General features: G+C 70.7%; 12 protein-coding genes and 1 pseudogene. 8 read left to right on the forward strand and 5 right to left on the reverse strand.

Annotation, left to right across the window (positions count from 1 at the left end):
• The first annotated feature begins 178 nt into the window (after positions 1–178).
• Positions 179–4,129 (forward strand): type I polyketide synthase, encoded by a 3,951-nt coding sequence (locus tag M4V62_RS13185; RefSeq protein ID WP_249587460.1) that lies wholly within the window; start codon positions 179–181, stop codon positions 4,127–4,129.
• Positions 4,130–4,260: 131 nt separating this feature from the next.
• A complete protein-coding gene (locus M4V62_RS13190; RefSeq protein WP_249587461.1) occupies positions 4,261–4,884 on the forward strand; it encodes a TetR/AcrR family transcriptional regulator in 624 nt (207 codons plus the stop codon).
• Here M4V62_RS13190 and M4V62_RS13195 read toward each other — a convergent pair.
• From M4V62_RS13195 to M4V62_RS13205, 3 genes are all read right to left on the reverse strand, one after another.
• A complete protein-coding gene (locus tag M4V62_RS13195; RefSeq protein WP_249587462.1) occupies positions 4,881–6,071 on the reverse strand; it encodes an ABC transporter substrate-binding protein in 1,191 nt (396 codons plus the stop codon). The two genes, M4V62_RS13190 and M4V62_RS13195, sit on opposite strands and share 4 nt — an antisense overlap.
• A 130-nt stretch (positions 6,072–6,201) precedes the next feature.
• Positions 6,202–8,808 (reverse strand): MXAN_6230/SCO0854 family RING domain-containing protein, encoded by a 2,607-nt coding sequence (locus M4V62_RS13200; RefSeq protein ID WP_249587463.1) that lies wholly within the window; start codon positions 8,806–8,808, stop codon positions 6,202–6,204.
• Between the two features lie 272 nt (positions 8,809–9,080).
• Positions 9,081–10,520: a gamma-aminobutyraldehyde dehydrogenase gene (locus M4V62_RS13205; protein ID WP_249587464.1), complete on the reverse strand. Its 1,440-nt coding sequence runs from the start codon at positions 10,518–10,520 to the stop codon at positions 9,081–9,083.
• Positions 10,521–10,681: 161 nt separating this feature from the next.
• On the opposite strand from M4V62_RS13205, the gene M4V62_RS13210 reads away from it, so the two are divergent.
• The 6 genes from M4V62_RS13210 to M4V62_RS13235 all read left to right on the forward strand — a co-directional run bounded on the left by M4V62_RS13210 (position 10,682) and on the right by M4V62_RS13235 (position 16,574).
• The gene (locus M4V62_RS13210) at positions 10,682–11,194 is read left to right on the forward strand and encodes an Lrp/AsnC family transcriptional regulator (protein WP_249592806.1); all 513 of its coding nucleotides are present in this window, start codon (positions 10,682–10,684) and stop codon (positions 11,192–11,194) included.
• On the forward strand, positions 11,179–12,558 hold the full coding sequence (locus tag M4V62_RS13215; RefSeq protein ID WP_249587465.1) for an aspartate aminotransferase family protein: 1,380 nt from the start codon (positions 11,179–11,181) through the stop codon (positions 12,556–12,558). Before M4V62_RS13210 ends, M4V62_RS13215 begins: the two co-directional genes overlap by 16 nt.
• 231 nt (positions 12,559–12,789) lie before the next feature.
• Positions 12,790–13,602: an ABC transporter ATP-binding protein gene (locus tag M4V62_RS13220; RefSeq protein ID WP_249587466.1), complete on the forward strand. Its 813-nt coding sequence runs from the start codon at positions 12,790–12,792 to the stop codon at positions 13,600–13,602.
• Positions 13,584–14,759, forward strand: a complete 1,176-nt coding sequence (locus M4V62_RS13225; RefSeq protein ID WP_249587467.1) for a hypothetical protein — start codon at positions 13,584–13,586, stop codon at positions 14,757–14,759. The genes M4V62_RS13220 and M4V62_RS13225 overlap by 19 nt, the downstream gene beginning before the upstream one ends.
• A 151-nt stretch (positions 14,760–14,910) precedes the next feature.
• Entirely contained in the window at positions 14,911–15,315 is a 405-nt protein-coding gene (locus M4V62_RS13230) for a VOC family protein (protein WP_249587468.1), read from the forward strand.
• 65 nt (positions 15,316–15,380) lie between these two features.
• Positions 15,381–16,574, forward strand: a complete 1,194-nt coding sequence (locus M4V62_RS13235; protein ID WP_249587469.1) for an LOG family protein — start codon at positions 15,381–15,383, stop codon at positions 16,572–16,574.
• A 165-nt stretch (positions 16,575–16,739) separates the two neighbouring features.
• Here the strand turns inward: M4V62_RS13235 and M4V62_RS13240 are convergent.
• Together M4V62_RS13240 and M4V62_RS13245 are read right to left on the reverse strand one after the other, a co-directional pair.
• Positions 16,740–17,529: pseudogene (locus M4V62_RS13240) on the reverse strand (maleylpyruvate isomerase family mycothiol-dependent enzyme).
• A 127-nt stretch (positions 17,530–17,656) separates the two neighbouring features.
• On the reverse strand, positions 17,657–18,673 hold the full coding sequence (locus tag M4V62_RS13245) for an ABC transporter ATP-binding protein (RefSeq protein ID WP_249592807.1): 1,017 nt from the start codon (positions 18,671–18,673) through the stop codon (positions 17,657–17,659).
• Positions 18,674–18,716 lie beyond the last annotated feature (43 nt).

Consider the following 18,716-nt stretch of genomic DNA (forward strand, 5'->3'; position numbering starts at 1 on the left):
TTTCTGTGATGACACATAGGACCCAAAGGGCGGCAAAATATCCGGCTACGTCAATCCGAGCCCAAGGTTTCGTGAAGAGCAGTACCGGATCCCAGGCGAATAATGGTCGCGAGTGTATTTTTGGATCCCGTCTTAACGATCTTCTGACTCGCTCATGCCATGAAGCCTGGAGTCGTCCATGCGTACAGAACTGTCGAGCACGACACCCATCGCGATCGTCGGCATGGGGTGCCGGTTTCCGGGCATCGAGAGTCCCGATGAACTGTGGGACGTGCTCGTGGCCAACACCGACACCGTGACCCCGGTCCCCCACGAGCGCTTCGACGTCGGCGACTGCTACGACCCCACCCCCATGACCCCCGGTCGGACCGTGTCCCGGCACGGCGGTTTCCTGGCCGACCCCTTCGGCTTCGACGCGGCCTTCTTCGGCATCTCACCCGTGGAAGCACGCGCCATGGATCCACAGCAACGACTCCTGCTGCACGTCGTGTGGGAAGCCTTGGAGTCGGCCGGGATACGTCCCTCCCGGCTCGCGGGCAGCCGGGGCGGCGTGTTCGTCGGACAGGCCACGTCCGAGCACGCGGAGACCGACCCCCGGATCCACGAGCCCGATGTCCGCGGCATGGTCGGCAGCCGACTGCGCGCCGTCACGGCCGGCCGGATCTCCTACGCCTTCGACCTGCGCGGGCCAAGCGTCGTCCTTGACACCGCGTGCTCCTCGTCGCTGGTCGCCGTGCACGCCGCACGGCAGAGCCTGCTCACCGGTGAGAGCGACCTGTGCGTCGCCGCGGGCGTCAACGTCATCCTGTCCCCGCACGACTCCATCGCCTACGCCCAGGGAGACATGCTCTCTCCCGGGGGCCGCTGCCGGTTCGGCGACGCCCGCGCCGACGGGTTCGTCCGCAGCGAAGGCGTGGGCGCGGTGGTGCTCAAGCGGCTGGACGACGCGCTCCGGGACAGCGACCCCATATGCGCGGTACTGCACGGCAGCGCGGTCACCAACGACGGCGCGGCGAGCGGACTGCTGATCCGCCCCTCTGTGGACGGGCAGACCGAGATGATGCGCGAGGCCTGTCTCAGTGCCGGTATCAAGCCCACGGAACTCGACTACGTCGAAGCGCACGGCACCGGGACTCAGGTCGGGGACGGGGTGGAACTCCGGGCGCTCGCCGAGTCGGCCGGCCCGGGTCGGCCGGCAGACCGGCCGTTGCTCACCGGATCGGTCAAGACCAACCTCGGTCACACCGAGGCCGCGGCCGGCATCGCCGGACTCATCAAGACCGCGCTGATCCTCCGGCACGGTGTCGTTCCCGCGTCGCTGCACCTCGACGAGGAGCATCCCCTGCTGGCGCAGGACGGTTTCCCCGTGCAAGTGGTGACCCGCAACCGGCCCTTGAACACGGCGAACACGGCCGGTTCCGGCGCCCTGGCCGGTGTCAGCTCCTTCGGCCTGTCCGGGACGAACGCCCATCTGGTCGTCGGCGCCCACGTCCCCGGGCCCGCGTCCGCGTCCGCGTCCGATGAGCGTCGCAGAGCCACGGACGCCGGGCCCCACCTGCTGGTGCTCAGCGCGCGGACGTCCGGCTCGCTCCGTCGCCTGGCCGAGAGTTACGCGGCCTACCTGGGCCCCTCCGGGCCCGGTCGCCCGTACCGGCTCGGCGACATCTGTTCCGCCGCGGCCACCGGGCGCGACGCTCATCCGCACCGGCTGTGGGTCGTGGGCGACGACCACGACTCCCTGTCGCAGAGGCTGCGCGCCCTCGCCGCGGGCGAGACCCTTCCCGACGGCGGAATCGCGGAGGCGGGCCTGTCGGGTGACAAGCGCATCGCCTTCGTCTTCTCGGGGCAGGGGTCGCAGTGGGTGGGCATGAGCCGGGCTCTGTACCGTTCGTCGTCGGCCTTCCGCACGGCATTGGACGCGTGCGACCGGGCCGTGCGCAAGGAGCTCGGCCGGTCGGTCCTGGAGCAACTGGCCTCCGACGACCTCGAGTTCCCCACTGACGTGAGCACCGTCCAGCCCGCCCTGTGGGCCGTACAGGTGGCGCTCGCCGCTGCCTGGCGCGATCGCGGCGTGGAGCCGGACCTGTGCATGGGCCACAGCATGGGAGAGGTCGCGGCCGCCCATGTCTCCGGCGCCCTGTCACTCGACGACGCGGCCGCGGTGATCTGCCGACGCAGCCGACTGATGCAGCGCACGGCGGGACAGGGCGCCATGCTCGTCGTCGAGCTGTCGGCCGCCCAGGCGCGGCAGTACACCGAGGCGCACGGGGAGTCGGTGTGCGTGGCGGCCGAGAACGCGCCCACCACCACCGTGCTCGCGGGTGATGCCGCCTCCCTCGCCTCCCTGCGGGCCGAACTGGAGAAGAGCGGCGTCCTGTGCCGCCGGGTGCAGGTGAACGTGGCCTCGCACTCCCCGCAGATGGACTCCCTGCGCGACGACCTGCTGCGCGAACTCGCCGTTCTCTCCCCCGGGCCCGGGGCGACGGCCATGGTCTCCACCGTTGACCGCTCCGACGTCGAAGGACCGGAGCTGACGGCCGGCTACTGGATGGACAACCTGCGCCGCCCCGTCCAGTTCGCCGACACCGTACGGGAAGTGGCCCACGCGACGGAGAGCGTCTTCCTCGAGGTCAGCCCGCATCCGGTTCTCGTCGCCGCCATGGACGACACACTGGGCGCCGACCACGGCGACGGCGCCGCGGTGGCTTCGCTGCACCGCGGGTGCGACGAGCCCACCGACCTGGCCCGGGCGGCCGGCCGGCTCTTCGCCCAAGGCGGGCGGGTGGACTGGCAGCGGTGGTACGGCGGCGGCCCACGGCACGTACCGTCACTTCCCACCTACTCCTGGGACACGGTGCAGTTCCGGCGCGAGGTGGCCGACCCCGTGGCCGGACACGGATCCGGCGCCTCCCAGGTCCGGCGGATCGACCTCGCGTCATGGGGCGCGACCGCCGCATGGGGTGACGGCGTCGCGGTCCACGGAGTCGCGCCCGTCCCGCCCGTCGTGTACGTCGCGGCGATGCTGGAAACGGCGCAGGAGGCCGATCGCAGCGCATCCGTCGAACTGCGGGACGTGCAGCTGGGCGACGCACATGTGCCCGTCGAAGCGGCCGGCGACACCACCCTCCAAGTGGCCCTGGACGGGCACCGGGAAGGAGACGGACAAGCCCGCACCATGACGGTGCGAGCCTCGCGCCCGGGCACACCCGACTCCGTCTTCTGCGCTTCGGGACGGGTCGTCAGGGCGGACACCGACGACGCGGGACCCGAGACCTCGGGCGCCCTCGACGATGCTCTGGCACGGTGCCGGGACTACGTGGGGGCACAGGACTTCCACGCACTCGCGCGGCGCCACGGGTACGACATCGGAGAGGCGTTCCGTTCCGTGGAGCATCTGTGGCGGCGCGACGGCGAGGCCGTGGCTCGCGTGCGGCTGACGAGGCCCATGCCACGAGCCGGCTGGGAGGCGGGGCTCCAGTCAATCCTGGCGGCCCGGCCGGGAGCCGCGTCCGGCAACGACGACGTCGCCCACGTGCCCGTGTCCTTCGATTCGGTCCGGTTCCACGCGGAACTGGAGCCGGAGTTCTGGAGCCTGAGCACGGTGCGGCCCGAGAGCGGCGGAGCCTCGCTCCGGGCCGACGTACTCCTGATCGCACCGGACAGTCGCGTCCTGGCCCGGTTCTCCGGAATCCGTTTGCGGCGGCTCGCACGGACGTCGCGGCCGAGCACGCCCCTGGCAGACGTGCCCGCGCTCGTATCGGCGCTCGCCGAGCAGTGCACGGCGCCGCTGACCGGTCTGGTCAGAAGGGTCACGGAGCCCTTCGGCGCCGGCTTCCTCGGCGGCCTCCTGCGCCCCGCCGTATCGCCGCCGGCCGACCCGGATCCCGAGACCTCGTCCCGCCCCCGTGGCACAGACGCGGCGGAGACCCTTCTCGCGCACTCCGCAGCGCTGTTGGGCATGCGGGTGTCGGACATCGACGAGCGGCGGTCGTTGCACGAACTCGGTCTCGACTCGCTGATGGCCTCCCGGCTCCGGCAGCGCCTGCATCACCGTCACGGCGTCGAGATCACCGCAGGGCGACTCCTGGGAACGGAGAGCGTCGCCAGCCTGCGCAAGAGCCTGGGATGACCCCCGCGTTACGGAGAGGGTGCTTTGGCAGGATCAGAAACCAAACTTGCACTGTGGTATAAAAAAACCTCCAGCAGCGTCGGGCCGTGTCACTCAGGCTTGATGTGCTCGACACAAACAGGAGGGACGGAATGGACTCGCGTGCGACGATGCCGCCAGTCGGCCGCCGGGAACGCAACAAACAGCGCGTCAGGGAACGTCTCTACTCGGCGGCGGTCGAGCTCTTCGTGGAGAAGGGGTACGACCACACCTCCATCGACGAGATCGCGGAGCGGGCCGATGTGGCACGTGGAACCTTCTTCAACTACTTCCAGCGCAAGGAAGACATCATCGGCGCCTGGGGAGACAGGAGGCGTGCCGCGCTCGTGACGGGCCTCGAAGCGGACAGTGCGTTCAACCCCAGTTCGGTCGCGCAACTCCAGCAGTGCATGACGGTCCTCGTCCGCATCAACCAGGAGGAACCGCGGCTCACCACCGCCATGCTCACCGCCTGGGTGAAGGCGGGCCGGCCGATCCTCGAGGAGCCGTACGTCGCGGAGGTGTTCGCGAGGATCGTCGACAGCGGGGTGCAGCAGGGAGAGCTGAGCCCGGGAATGTCGCCGATCTGCGCAGGCAACGTGCTGCGCGACGTCTACCTCGGAGCCCTCTACCGATGGGCCCAGAAACCGTCGGACACCACCGGATCCCTGGCCGACGAGCTGCAGCAGATCCTGCGACTTCTCCTCGACGGCATGACCGCGAGGACCGCTCCCTAAAGCCCCGCGATCGCGTTCCACCGCTTCGCGAACTCCGTCCGCTCCTCCGACGTGATGTCCCGAGCGATCGCGAGCCGCTTGCGCATGGCGTCGTCCGGGAAGATCAGCGGGTCCTCCGCCAGCGCGGCCAGCTCCTTGTCCTTGGACGAGGCGAGGATGTCGCGCGCGGCCGGTACGGGGCAGACGTAGTTGACCCAGGCGGCCAGGTCCGCGGCCACCTCCGGCTCGTAGTAGTAGTCGATGAGCGCTTCCGCGTTCTGCTTGTGGCGGGCCAGGTTGGGGATCATCAGGGATTCCGCCCAGAGTTCGGCGCCCTCCTCGGGGACGACGAACTCGATGTCCGGGTCGTCCGCCTGGAGCTGGATCACGTCGCCGCTGTAGGCCTGGCAGGCCAGGACGTCGCCGCTCGACAGGTCCTTGATGTAGTCGTTGCCGGTGAAGCGGCGGATGTGTTTCGAGGCCACCAGCTTCTCCACCCGGTCGCACACCGCGTGGAAGTCGTCGGCCTTCCACTTCGTGATGTCGACCCCGTCGCCCTGCATGAGCAGCGCGAACGACTCGTCGAGCCCGGAGAGCAGTGTGACCCGGCCCTTGAGGTCGTCGTCCCACAGGTCCGATACGTGCTTGATCTCCCGGCCCAGCTTGCGCTTGTTGTACGCGATGCCGGTGATCCCGGACTGCCAGGGCACCGTGTTCTTGCGGCCGGGGTCGAAACTGGGCGAACGCAGCAGCGGGTCAAGGTACTTGGTGACGTTCGGCTGCCTGCTGCGGTCCATCTCCTGGACCCAGCCGAGCCGCACGAAGCGGGCGCACATCCAGTCGCTGATGACGATGAGGTCGCGGCCGGTCTCCTGGTGGTTCATCAGGGACGGGCTGATCTTGCCGAAGAACTCGTCGTTGTCGTTGATCTCCTCCGTGTAGCGGACGTCGATGCCCGTCCGCTTCTCGAAGGCGTCGAGCGAGGGCCGCTTCGTCGAGTCGTCGTCATCGGTGTCGATGTACAGCGGCCAGTTGGCGAAGGTCAGCGTCCTGTCCCGCCGGGAACGGTCCCCGGCCGCGCGCTCGCCGGGTCCGATGTACGCCGCGGGCACGCCGCAGCCCGCGAGCGTGCTGACGGCCGCCCCACCGCCGATGGCACGCAGCAGGGACCGACGGGAGACTGAGGAGGCTCTGGGGTTCGCTCGCACCCCGGCAGCATGCGCCTGCGTGTCACGTACAGGCAATGGACGCTGCGTCGAGCCGAGCGGTCGGGAAGCGACACCCTGTCGATCACTTGTCGACCACGTGAGTCCGATGCGCCCATCCGCCTCCCGCCGGTCACGCGGGCTCCAGCCACCCCGCGAGGTCCCCCGCCGTGATCCGCACCGCCGCGGCCGCGTCCACCGGCCCCGGGTAGAGCCGGTACACCGTGCCGGACGCGATGCCCTTTGCCCCCTCCAACTCGCCGTGCAGGAGGGCGAGTAGCGCGCGGCGGCCCGCCAGCTCAGGGCCCGGCTCCGCGCGCAGCTCGTCCGGCTCCCAGCCGTCGCGGACACGCAGCGCGAAGTCGGCGCGCGGCTCGTCCTCGGCGCGGCGGTAACCCCACAGGACGTGGCCCTTGCCCCGCACGTACACGGTGCCGTCCGTGCGGGCCGCCGCCGTCCAGCAGGCGAGGTCCCACAGGGTGGCCCGGCCGCCCGGCCGGAAGGTGTCGAGCAGGTCGTTGCCCATGCGGCCGAGCTGCTTGCTGTACCGCCACACGTCGTGGTTGCCGTCGCCCGTGACGAGAGTGACGTCGGTCCACCAGGCGCGCCGCGACCGCAGGTCGACGATCATCGGCACACGCAGCGCAGCGTGGCCCGCGAGGTCGAAGCGCTGCCGCACGGTCCGCGGGTCGTAGACCGCGCGCCCCGTGCCCTCCACCGCCATGAACCCCGCGAAGGCGTCCGGGAGTTCGTCGAAGGGGACGTTGTTGTACGAGAGGACCGCGGGCACCACGAAGCGCACCCCCACGTTGGCCAGCCGCGGCAGGTCGAGGTCCAGGTACTCGGTGGCGCCGTGCGGGGCGGGCGCCGATGTCAGGTCGCCGGAGTGCCGGGCGGCGCCGCCCGCGTACGTCAGCTGCGTGTAGTCGCACAGGCCGATGAAGCGCCACAGGTCGTCGTAGAGCGCGACGGACAGGTCGAGGTCGACCCGCACACCCTTGGGCTGCAGCCAGTGCAGGAAGAGCCGCACGGTCTCGCTGTCCGCGGGCATGGGCAGCGAGCTGCCACGCGGAACGGCGACCAGCGAGGCCGCCGAGGCGCGCTCGGCGAACGGCACCGGAAGGTCGTCGAGCGAGGCGTCAAGGACGGCCACCTCGTACTGCTCGCCCCGCGAGCCCGCGGCGAGCCGCCGCACCGCCTCCGCCTCGATCAGCTCCCCGGCACGCCCCGCCACCCGGGACGGCAGCGGCGGCCGGTGGTCCTCGACGGCGTAGGCCCGGGTGACGCGCCCGCGCGGGAAGAAGACGCGGCGGTGCCCCGGCACGGAACGGACCTTCATGCGGCCGTACGCCCCGAGGAGCGGCCCGGGTCCGGAGCGGGGCAGGGCGTCCGCGAGCGCCTCGCCCACCGCGTCCGGCAGGGTCTCGGAGCCGGACCGGGCCAGCAACAGGTCCAGGCGGCGCAGGAGTTCACCGGGGCGCTCGCGCAGCAGCCCGGCGGCGGCCGTGGTGTCCCAGCGGCCGATGGCCTCCTCGACGCGGCCCTGCCAGGTGACGATCCGCAGCCGGTCGCCCTCGATGCGGACGTCCTCGTGCCGGGCGGCCTCGGCGAGCAGCACCTCACCGAGCGCGGAGTCCCCGATGCGGGTCCCGCGCAGGACGGCGAAGGCGAGTGCCACGCGCGCGTGCCGGTGCGCCTGCTCGAAGGGGTGCAGGATTTCGCCGACCCGCTTCCAGGCGCGCGGGTTGCGGGCCATGTCCTCGGCGAGGCGACGGAGGTCGAACCCGTCGAGCAGGGCGAGGAGTTCACGGCGTACGGCACGCGGGAGCCCGCGCAGGCGCGGCAGTTCGAGCAGGTCGGGGTCGCCACCGGCACGCACGACTAGCATGCGCAGCACGTCGGTGGCGGTGTCCGCGTACCGCCCCACGAGCGCGCGCACGTCCGGCACGTCGAGCAGCGGCGCGAGGGCGAGCGCCTTGCTCTCGCGCAGGGGTATGTCCGCCGGGAGCCAGTGCGCCGCGTCGGCCGGGTCGAGGTGCCCGAGCAGCAGGACCAGGTCGTCGTGGTCCTGCGGGCTCAGAGGCGTGCGGCGGGCGAGCAGGGCGGCGAGCTCGGCGGCGGCGTCGCCCGGCGCGGCCAGGCACAGCGCGCGCAGGATCTCGCCGCCGTCGCCGCCGAGTCCGGCGCCGGAGTCGATCCAGGGGTCGGTGGGCCCGTCCGTCTCGTAGCGGTTCTCGCAGATGGGGCAGGCGTACCAGACGCAGCACAGGTCGCAGCAGCCCGTGTCCAGCTCCTTGCGGTGGCAGTCGTCGCACAGCAGATGCGCGCAGGGCGCGAGCGCGCGGACGCGGGACTGGGTGCCGGCGCAGTTCATGCAGGGCTGGTGCGGCTGGGCGGCGAGGTGCGCGACGACGAGGGAGGTGTAGCGGTCGTACGCGTGCTGGTACGGGATGTCGTCGGGGAAGCGCTGGAACAGCGGGGCGTGGTGGCGGTCGGAGCCCATCAGCGCGTCGACGTCGGCGATCAGCTTGCGGCCGGTCTCGGCGAGGTCGGCGACGGAGAGCGCGGCCAGCGCGCGGCGCAGCGGGGCGGTCAACAGGTGCCCGCGGTCGGCGAGTTCGGCTTCGAGGACGACCACGGCGGCATCGGTCACGGCGGTCCGTCCGGCGCCGGAGGGAACGTACACACCCTGGCGGCGGCGCAGCAGCAGCCCGGCGAGATCGTCGGCCGTCGTCGTCATCAGGTCCCACCCCCGTAGGTACAGAAAGGCGGGGGCGGAGAGTGGGTGCGCTACGGATCTTTTACAGAGATGAGGAAGAAGGAAGCACACCACGGAGCCGCCCCCGCGTTCCTGACGGTACGCGGGGGCGGATAAGGCGTCACATGATTAACCGCCGAGAGCCCCGTAGGGGCGCGGGGAACTGCGCGACAAGCCCCCACGGCCCCGCGGAGGCCAACGGCGAGCGACCAGGCAGACGGACTCGCCCACCCGGTTCACGCCGCCCGAGGCGACTAGCCCTCGATCGACGTCATCACGTGCTTGATGCGCGTGTAGTCGTCGAACCCGTAAGCCGAAAGGTCCTTGCCGTAGCCGGACTTCTTGAAGCCGCCGTGCGGCATCTCCGCGACCAGCGGGATGTGCGTGTTGATCCAGACGCAGCCGAAGTCCAGGACCTTGGCCATGCGCATCGCACGCGCGTGGTTCTGCGTCCAGACCGAGGAGGCCAGGGCGTAGTCCACGCCGTTGGCGTACGACACGGCCTGCGCCTCGTCCGTGAAGGACTGGACGGTGATGACCGGGCCGAAGACCTCGTTCTGGATGATCTCGTCGTCCTGCTTGAGGCCGGAGACGACGGTCGGGGCGTAGAAGAAGCCCTTCTCGCCGACCCGCTGACCGCCCGCCTCGACCTTGGCGTGCGCCGGGAGGCGGTCGATGAAGCCGGAGACCTGCTTCAGCTGGTTGGCGTTGTTGAGCGGGCCGAAGAGCACGTCCTCGTCGTCCGGCTGGCCGGTCTTCGTGTCGGACGCGGCCTTGGCGAGCGCGGTCACGAAGTCGTCGTGGATGGACTCGTGGACGAGCACGCGCGTGGCGGCCGTACAGTCCTGGCCCGCGTTGAAGAAGCCCGCCACCGAGATGTCCTCGACGGCCTTGGCGATGTCGGCGTCCTCGAAGACGACGACCGGCGCCTTGCCGCCCAGCTCCAGGTGGACCCGCTTGAGGTCCTTGGAGGCGGACTCGGCGACCTGCATGCCGGCGCGCACCGAGCCGGTGATGGAGGCCATCGCCGGGGTGTGGTGCTCGACCATCGCGCGGCCGGTGTCACGGTCGCCGCAGACGACGTTGAAGACGCCCTTGGGGACGATCGAGCCGATGATCTCGGCCATCAGGACGGTCGAGGCGGGGGTCGTGTCCGAGGGCTTGAGGACGACGGTGTTGCCCGCGGCGAGCGCCGGGGCGAACTTCCATACGCCCATCATCATCGGGTAGTTCCACGGCGCGACCTGCGCGCAGACGCCGATCGGCTCGCGGCGGATGATGGAGGTCAGACCCTCCATGTACTCGCCGGCCGCGCGGCCTTCGAGCATCCGGGCCGCGCCCGCGAAGAAGCGGATCTGGTCGACCATGGGCGGGATTTCCTCGGACCGCGTGAGTCCGGTGGGCTTGCCCGTGTTCTCGACCTCGGCCGCGATGAGCTCCTCGGCGCGCTCCTCGAAGGCGTCGGCGATCTTCAGCAGGGCCTTCTGACGCTCGGCCGGCGTCAGGTCGCGCCAGGCGGGGAACGCGGCGGCGGCCGCCTCCATGGCGGCGTCGACGTCGGCCTGCCCCGACAGGGGCGCGGTGGCGTAGGACTCGCCGTTGGCGGGGTTGACCACCTCGGTGGTCCGCCCGTCGGCGGCGTCCCGGAATTCTCCGTCGATGTAGTTACGCAGACGGCGCAGCTCGGTGGTCACTTCCGGCCCTCCAGTCAGATGTCCAGTGGATGAGACACCCACCCTAGTCGGTGTACCGACGCTTTCAACATACCCGGGGGCCCAGAACTGCGAAATCCGTGACGATCGAAGCTCCAGACAACGAATTACATCGATCTGACCTTGCGGAACTGTCGAGTCCTGTGCACCATGGGGTCGTGGCCAGTCGCAGCGCAGATTCCAGCAGTTCCCGACAAGGGAACGGTTCTTCGTCCATCGACGCCGTCTCCCTGGCGATCATCGAACAGCTTCAGGAGGACGGACGCCGTCCGTACGCCGCCATCGGCAAGGCCGTGGGCCTTTCCGAAGCGGCCGTGCGCCAACGCGTCCAGAAGCTGCTCGACCAGGGCGTGATGCAGATCGTCGCCGTCACGGACCCTCTCACCGTGGGTTTCCGGCGCCAGGCGATGGTCGGCATCAACGTCGAGGGCGATCTGGATCCCGTCGCGGAGGCGCTGACGGCCATGGCCGAGTGTGAGTACGTGGTGATGACCGCGGGCTCCTTCGACCTGATGGTGGAGGTCGTCTGTGAGGACGACGACCACCTTCTCGAAGTGATCAACAAGCGCATCCGCGCCCTCCCCGGCGTGCGCTCCACCGAGAGCTTCGTCTATCTGAAGCTCAAGAAGCAGACCTATATGTGGGGAACCCGATAGCCGTGAGCAAGGACCTCAGCCAAACCGCGTACGACCACCTGTGGATGCATTTCACCCGCATGTCGGACTACGAGAACGCACCCGTGCCCACCATCGTGCGTGGCGAAGGCACCTACATCTACGACGACAAGGGCAAGAAGTACCTCGACGGCCTCTCCGGCCTGTTCGTGGTCAACGCCGGTCACGGTCGTCACGAGCTCGCCGAGACGGCGTACAAGCAGGCGCAGGAACTGGCCTTCTTCCCCATCTGGAGCTACGCGCACCCCCAGGCCGTCAAGCTCGCCGAGCGCCTCGCGAACCACGCTCCGGGCGACCTGAACAAGGTCTTCTTCACCACCGGTGGCGGCGAGGCCGTCGAGACCGCGTGGAAGCTGGCGAAGCAGTACCACAAGCTCACCGGCAACCACCAGAAGTACAAGGTCATCTCCCGCGCGGTCGCCTACCACGGCACCCCGCAGGGCGCCCTGTCCATCACCGGTCTGCCCGCGCTCAAGGCCCCCTTCGAGCCGCTCGTCCCGGGCGCGCACAAGGTGCCGAACACGAACATCTACCGCGCGCCGATCCACGGCGAGGACCCGGTGGCCTTCGGCCGCTGGGCCGCCGACCAGATCGAGCAGGAGATCCTCTTCGAGGGTCCCGAGACGGTCGCCGCCGTGTTCCTTGAGCCGGTGCAGAACGCCGGTGGCTGCTTCCCGCCCCCGCCCGGGTACTTCCAGCGGGTGCGCGAGATCTGCGACAAGTACGACGTGCTGCTCGTCTCGGACGAGGTCATCTGCGCCTTCGGCCGCCTCGGCACGATGTTCGCCTGCGACAAGTTCGACTACGTCCCGGACATGATCACCTGCGCCAAGGGCATGACGTCGGGCTACTCCCCGATCGGCGCCTGCATCATCTCGGACAAGCTCGCCGAGCCGTTCTACAAGGGTGACAACACCTTCCTGCACGGCTACACCTTCGGCGGCCACCCCGTCTCGGCCGCGGTCGGCAACGCCAACCTCGACATCTTCGAGAAGGAGGGTCTCAACCAGCACGTGCTCGACAACGAGGACGCGTTCTACCAGACCCTGCGCAAGCTGCACGACCTGCCGATCGTCGGCGACGTCCGCGGCAACGGCTTCTTCTACGGCATCGAGCTCGTGAAGGACAAGGCCACCAAGGAGACGTTCAACGACGAGGAGACCGAGCGCGTCCTGTACGGCTTCCTCTCCAAGGCGCTCTTCGAGAACGGCCTGTACTGCCGCGCCGACGACCGTGGCGACCCGGTCGTCCAGCTCGCCCCGCCGCTGATCTCCACCCAGGAGACCTTCGACGAGATCGAGGGCGTGCTGCGCCACGTGCTCACGGAGGCGTGGACGAAGCTCTGATCCACGGGATCCACAGGATCCGTGGGACCCCAGGGACCCCCGGGATCCATAGTGTGATCGAGTGATCAACACCGGCCCCGGGGGCGCCCGTTCGAGTGAGAACGGGCGCCCCCGGGCCGCGTCGTTTCCAGGCATCGCGGCCTGGATCCCTAGCGTGCCCAGTGACCGATCGGCCCCGCCTTCGTTCCCCCGTACGGGGGAGGCAAACTGATCTGAACCGAGGTGTACGTGATGGTGGCTCCGCCGGACAACGACGTGCTGTGGGCACGCGCCCTGCACGTCACACACAACGGCTCGCCCGCACTCACCGGCGTATCGCTGGGTGTGCGCGAGGGAGAGATCCTCGCCGTCACCGGCCCGCGCGGCAGCGGCAAAACGACTCTCCTGCGCTGTCTCTCCGGCCAGCTCCTGCCCGAGCAGGGCGAGGTCTGGTTCAACAGCACGCCGGTGCACAACATGGGGCCCGTGGTCCGCGAGCGCCTGCGCCGCGACCGCTTCGGCTGGATCGACCCGGAGCCGCACCTCGTGCCCGAGCTCACGGCCTGGGAGAACGTCGCGCTGCCGCTGATGCTGCGCGACGCATCGCACCGCGCCTCCAAGACCACGGCCCAGGAGTGGCTGGAGCGCCTCGACATCGGCGACTGCGCCCGCAAGCGGCCGCACGCGCTGCTCCAGGCCCAGCGCCAGCGCATCGCCATCGCCCGCGCCCTGGTCACGATGCCGTCCGTGATCTTCGCCGACGAGCCGACCGCCCCATTGCACCGCGCCGACCGCGCCCACGTCCTTCGTACGCTGACGACCGCGGCCCGCTCGCACGGCATCACGGTGGTCCTGGCCACGCACGACGCCGAGGTCGCCGCCCTCGCCGACCGGACGGTCGCCCTGCTCGACGGGAGGCGCGTGAACACGGTGCATCTGCCGGGGGCGGGCGAGCCGACGGCGCCGGCGGCCGGTGCCGCAGGGGCCGCGGCCTCCTCCGGGAGCGCCTCCGACGGCGACTCCGACGAGGCGGAAGGCCGGGCCGCGTGCTCGCTCTCCGTCTAGCCCGCGGGGCCCACCCCCTGGTCCAGCTGCGCAGGCTGCTCGTCGCCGCCGCTTCGGCCGGCACCGGCTTCCTGCTGCTGTGCACACTGGGGTACGCGATGGGACACCCGGACGCGTCCGGCGCGGCCCTGCTGCGGCTCGCCTGGTGTGTCGCGCCGATCGCCGCCACCGTCTACTTCGCCGTCACCGTCGCGCGCACCGACCCGGCGACCCGTCCGCGCTCAGGGCTCTCCGCCGTGGGGCTCGGCCCGGCCAAGCTCACGGTGCTCGCCGCGATCTCCACGGCCGTGGCGTGCACGCTCGGCTCGATGGTGGCGCTCCTGTTCTTCCTGCACCTGCGCGGCGACCTGACGGGACTGCCGTTCGACGGCGCCGCGGCCGAACTGCTCGCCGCCGACCAGCCGTTGCCCCTCGGCGCGGCCCTCACCCTCCTCGCCCTCGTCCCGCTGACCGCCTCCGCCGCCAGCGCGGCCGTACTGCGCCCCAGGACCACGAAGCCGGCCGACGAGCAGGACGAACCGCCCCACCAGGACGGACCGGCCGCACCGGCCGCACCGCCGAGCGGGCTGCCCTGGGGGATCGCGCTCCTCGCGGCGGGCCTCGCCGTCGAGGCGTACGCGAGCCGCTCCCCCGGCGCCTCCGACCTCACGATGCCCGGCGGTCTGACCGGCAGCCCCGCAGGCGTGCTCGCCGGGTGGACGCTCACGGCGGTCGGCCTCGCCCTCGCGGGCCCCGGCCTCACGTATCTGTGCGGACGGATCCTCCAGGCGGTCAGGCCCGGCGCGATGCGGCTCCTGGCCGGGCGCGGGCTCCAGGAGGAGGCACGGCGGATCGGGCGGCCCCTCGGCGTGCTCTGCGCGGTGGGCTCCGGGGCGTACGCGGCGCTCACGCTCTACTCCGGCGCGCGGCCCGAGGTCGGCCCGCTGACCACGCTCGGCTCGCTGCTCGTCGCGGGCTGCGCGGTCCTCACCCTGGCCACGGCCGCGGTCGACGCCAAGCACGCGCGCTCGGACACGACGTCCGCGCTGCTCCAGCTCGGGGCGCCCGCCTCGATGCTGCGCGGCACCGCGGCGCTGCGGGCAGGCGCGCTCGTGGCCGTGCTCGGGCCGCTGACCTGGGTGGTCGCGGAGCTGGCCGCGATGCCGCTCGCGGCCTGAGCGGCCCCGCCGACTGCGCGGGAAGAGACCGGGAAGAAATTTCGAGAAATTCCGCGACGGGCGATGAGTTCTGCGTCGAACGTACGTCTACCCCTCCGTAAGACACGGACCGCACGCGCCACGCAGAACTCACCACAACGGGAGACACCTCATGTACCAGCAGATGATCTTCGTGAACCTCGCCGTGAACGACGTCGACAGCTCCAGGAAGTTCTTCACGGAGCTCGGCTACACGATCAACCCGCAGTTCTCGACGGACGACTGCGCCTGCGTCGTGATCAGCGACACGATCGTCGCGATGCTGCTGAGCAAGCCGCGCTACCGCGACTTCACGAAGAAGGAGATCGCGGACTCGACGACGACCAGCGAGACGCTGCTGTGTCTGAGCGCCGAGAGCCGCGAGAAGGTCGACGAGCTGGTCGACAAGGCCGTGGCGGCCGGTGGCACGGAGGGCAAGACGCAGGACTACGGCATGATGTACGGCCGCGCGTTCGACGACCTGGACGGCCACACCTGGGAAATCATGTGGATGGACCCGTCCGAGGTCCAGGGCTGACGCCCGACGCCCGGCGCCCGGCGCCCGGCGCCCGGCGCCCGGCGCGGCCTGCTTAGCATGGGCGGATGCAGCCGACTCCCGAACCCGCATCCGCCCCCGGCCCCTCGCCCCGACTCCCGGGCGGCGACCGCGAGATCGAGTCGCTGGAGGAGTTCGACGAGATCGCCGCTCGCGGCTCGCTCGCCGGGTGCCGCGTCCAGGCCATAGACCTGACGGAGCGTACGTCCGCGTTGCGGGCCTGCGACGCCACGGGCGCGGTGTTCCTCGGCTGCCCGATGGAGCAGGACGCCGTGGACGCGATGCGGACCGCCGGGGCGCTGGTGTTCCCGCCCGTCCCCGGCCTGCCGTTCGACCCGTACCGCGGCCTGCTCTACACGCCGACCGAACTCTTCTCCGGACTCGCCGAGGGCGGGTACGAGTCGACCCCCGACGCCCGCGCGTACGCCTGGTTCCAGGAGACCAAGGCCGACGGCGACGTCTTCTCCTCGATGCTCCGCGCGATCCACGACGACTCGGTCTCGGACGCCCTCGACGAACTGCTGGTCAGCGCGCGGGTGGTGGGCGTCATGGGCGGCCACGCGATGGCCCGTGGCACGGAGGCGTACGAGGGTGCCGCGAGGCTCGGCCGCTCGCTGGCCCGCGCCGGGTTCACGGTCGCCACGGGCGGCGGTCCCGGCGCGATGGAGGCGGCGAACCTGGGCGCGTACGCGTCCGTCTTCCGCGACGAGATGCTGGACGAGGCGCTCGAACTCCTCGCCAAGGCCCCGTCCTTCACCCCTTCCATCACCGATTGGGCGCGGGCGGCCTTCGACGTCCGCGAGCGCTGGCCGTCGGGCGGCGCGTCGGTGGGCATCCCCACCTGGTTCTACGGCCACGAGCCGCCGAACGCCTTCGCCACCCACCTGGCCAAGTACTTCGCCAACGCCACCCGCGAGGACGGCCTCCTGGCCCGCTCGAACGCGGGCGTGATCTTCCTCCCCGGCGCGGCGGGCACGCTCCAGGAAATCTTCGACGCGGCAACCCCGAACTACTACGAGTCCCGCGGCGAACCGGCCCCCATGATCCTGGTGAACCAGACCCACTGGACGAACCGCCTCCCGGCATGGCCACTGCTGCAGGCGCTGGCGCGGGGCCGGTCGATGGAGTCGAGGATCGCCTTGGTGGACAGGGTGGAGGAGGCGCCGGACGTGCTGATGTCTCTCCCGTCCGGCGGCCGATTCAGCCCGCCCGGTGGAGAATCCAGCCCGTCCGGCGTTTGAGGACGAACTCGGCGGAGCCGGTGATGACGGAAACCAAGGCCCCCGCGCCAGAAGGGATCTTCAGCCCGTCCGGCGATTGAGGACGAACTCGGCGGAGCCGGTGATGACGGAAACCAGGGCCCCCGCGCCAGCGGGTTTTCGGGAAGGGGCGGGTTAGGGGATGAATCACCCGAACGAAGCCCGCTCCAGCCAGAACTCCAGCAACCCCCGCTCCCCCAACACCCCCGCTGTCGAGCGACCGCCGCCGGTAGAAGGCAAGCAGCACCTCTGTCAACGGCCCCCTCAAAGCAACGCTCGCCCTCTCATGCCCCCGCCGCCACACAAACCCCTCCTCCCCGAACTCAATGACCCACTCCGCATCAAGCCCCACCGGCGCATCAGTCGCATGCAGATGGATACTCCGCCCCACCCCACGCAACTCAGCCGCACTGTCCCCCGGATCAGACCGCTGCACATACCGCACGATCTCCAGCCACTCATCGATCGCATCGGCGGCGACATCCGGCGCAACCTCGTAGGCGACACCCGCGGCAATCGCCGCATCCGCCCGGTGAATCGCCACCTCGTGCGTCATCCGCCGCGCCCAGAACCCGGCACTCTGCGACTCGGCCCAGGTCCACACCGCAGTGTCGGCGCGCGCGCCGGACAGCGTCTTCGCAACCAGCTCCGCACCCTCGGCCAGCCAGGCATCGAGAGCAGCGGGGTCGTCCCCCTCGGGACCGTGGATGCCCGGGACCTCCTCCTCCGGGATGTCCCCCGTAGCCCGGGTAGCGACCAACCGCTCCGCCCAGCGCACGGCACCGCCGACATGGCGGGCGAGATGCCCCAGCGTCCACTCCGGACACGTCGGCACAGTGACCGAAAGATCCGCCCCGGCCAACGTGTCCCTCAAGAGACCCAGCTGGACCGCGACTTCGGCGCGGTGGCGGTCGTACTCCATCGTCGTTGCCGTCATGGGTGTCGTCACGGCCCGAACCCTAGGCAGATCCCCGGTCTACTCACACCGCATTAAAGCCCCGGGCCACCCACACAGACACGAACACCGCGGCCCACCCACACAGACACGAACGCCACGACCCACCTCAGCCCAGCACCACAACATCCCCCGCATCAAACGCGACCCCCACCGTCTCCCCCACCCCAGGCGCATCCCGCAACGCACAGGCCGCCTCAAGGCGCGGCCCCACCCGGGGCTCCAGATGGACGGCGACATGGGTGCCCCGGAAGGTACGCGCCGTCACCGCGCACGGCAGCCCCTCATCGGCGGGCACGAGCCGCACCCCGGCAGGCCGCACAAGGAGCCTGCACCGCCCGCTCGCCGCGTCCTCCGGCACCGGAACCTTGCCCCAGACGGTGTCCGCCACCTCACCGGCAACCGTCGCGTCGACGACGTTGTCGAAGCCGAGAAAGCGCGCCACGAACTCGTCCGCCGGATGCTGCCAGACCTCAAGAGGCGTACCGGACTGGGCGATCCGCCCCTCCCGCATCACCACGACCCGGTCCGCAAGGGCGAACGCCTCGCCCTGGTCGTGCGTGACCGCCAGCACGGTCGTTCCCAACTCGTCGAACAGCTCGCGGAGTTCGACGACAAGCCGCTCCCGGAGCGACCGGTCGAGCTGGCCGAGCGGTTCGTCGAGCATGAGCAGGCGCGGCCTAGGCGCGAGCGCACGCGCCAGGGCGACCCGCTGCTGCTCTCCACCGGAGAGTGAGGCCACGGCCCGCCGCTGGGCACCCGGCAGCCCCACCAGGTCGAGCAACTCGGCGACCCGGTCGGCCTGTTCGCCGCGCGACGCCCCGTGCATCCGCAGCCCGAAGGCGACATTGCCCGCCACGTCACGCTGCGGGAACAGCTGGTGGTCCTGGAACATCAGGCCGACCCCGCGCTTGTGCGCGGGCACACCACGCTGGTCCCTGCCGCCCAACAGGACCTGCCCGGCGTCGAGTTCCTGAAGCCCGGCGACCGCACGCAGCAGCGTGGACTTGCCGCTGCCGCTCGGCCCGAGCACGCACACGATCTCGTGCTCGTCGACCGCGAGCCCGACACGATCGAGCACGGCCCGCGCCGCGAACCGCACGGTCGCATCGACCAAGGTCAGCAACCCCGCACCCGCACCACCAGCACCACCGGCCCCCACACCCCCG

Source organism: Streptomyces durmitorensis (genome assembly GCF_023498005.1).
GTDB lineage: Bacteria > Actinomycetota > Actinomycetes > Streptomycetales > Streptomycetaceae > Streptomyces > Streptomyces durmitorensis.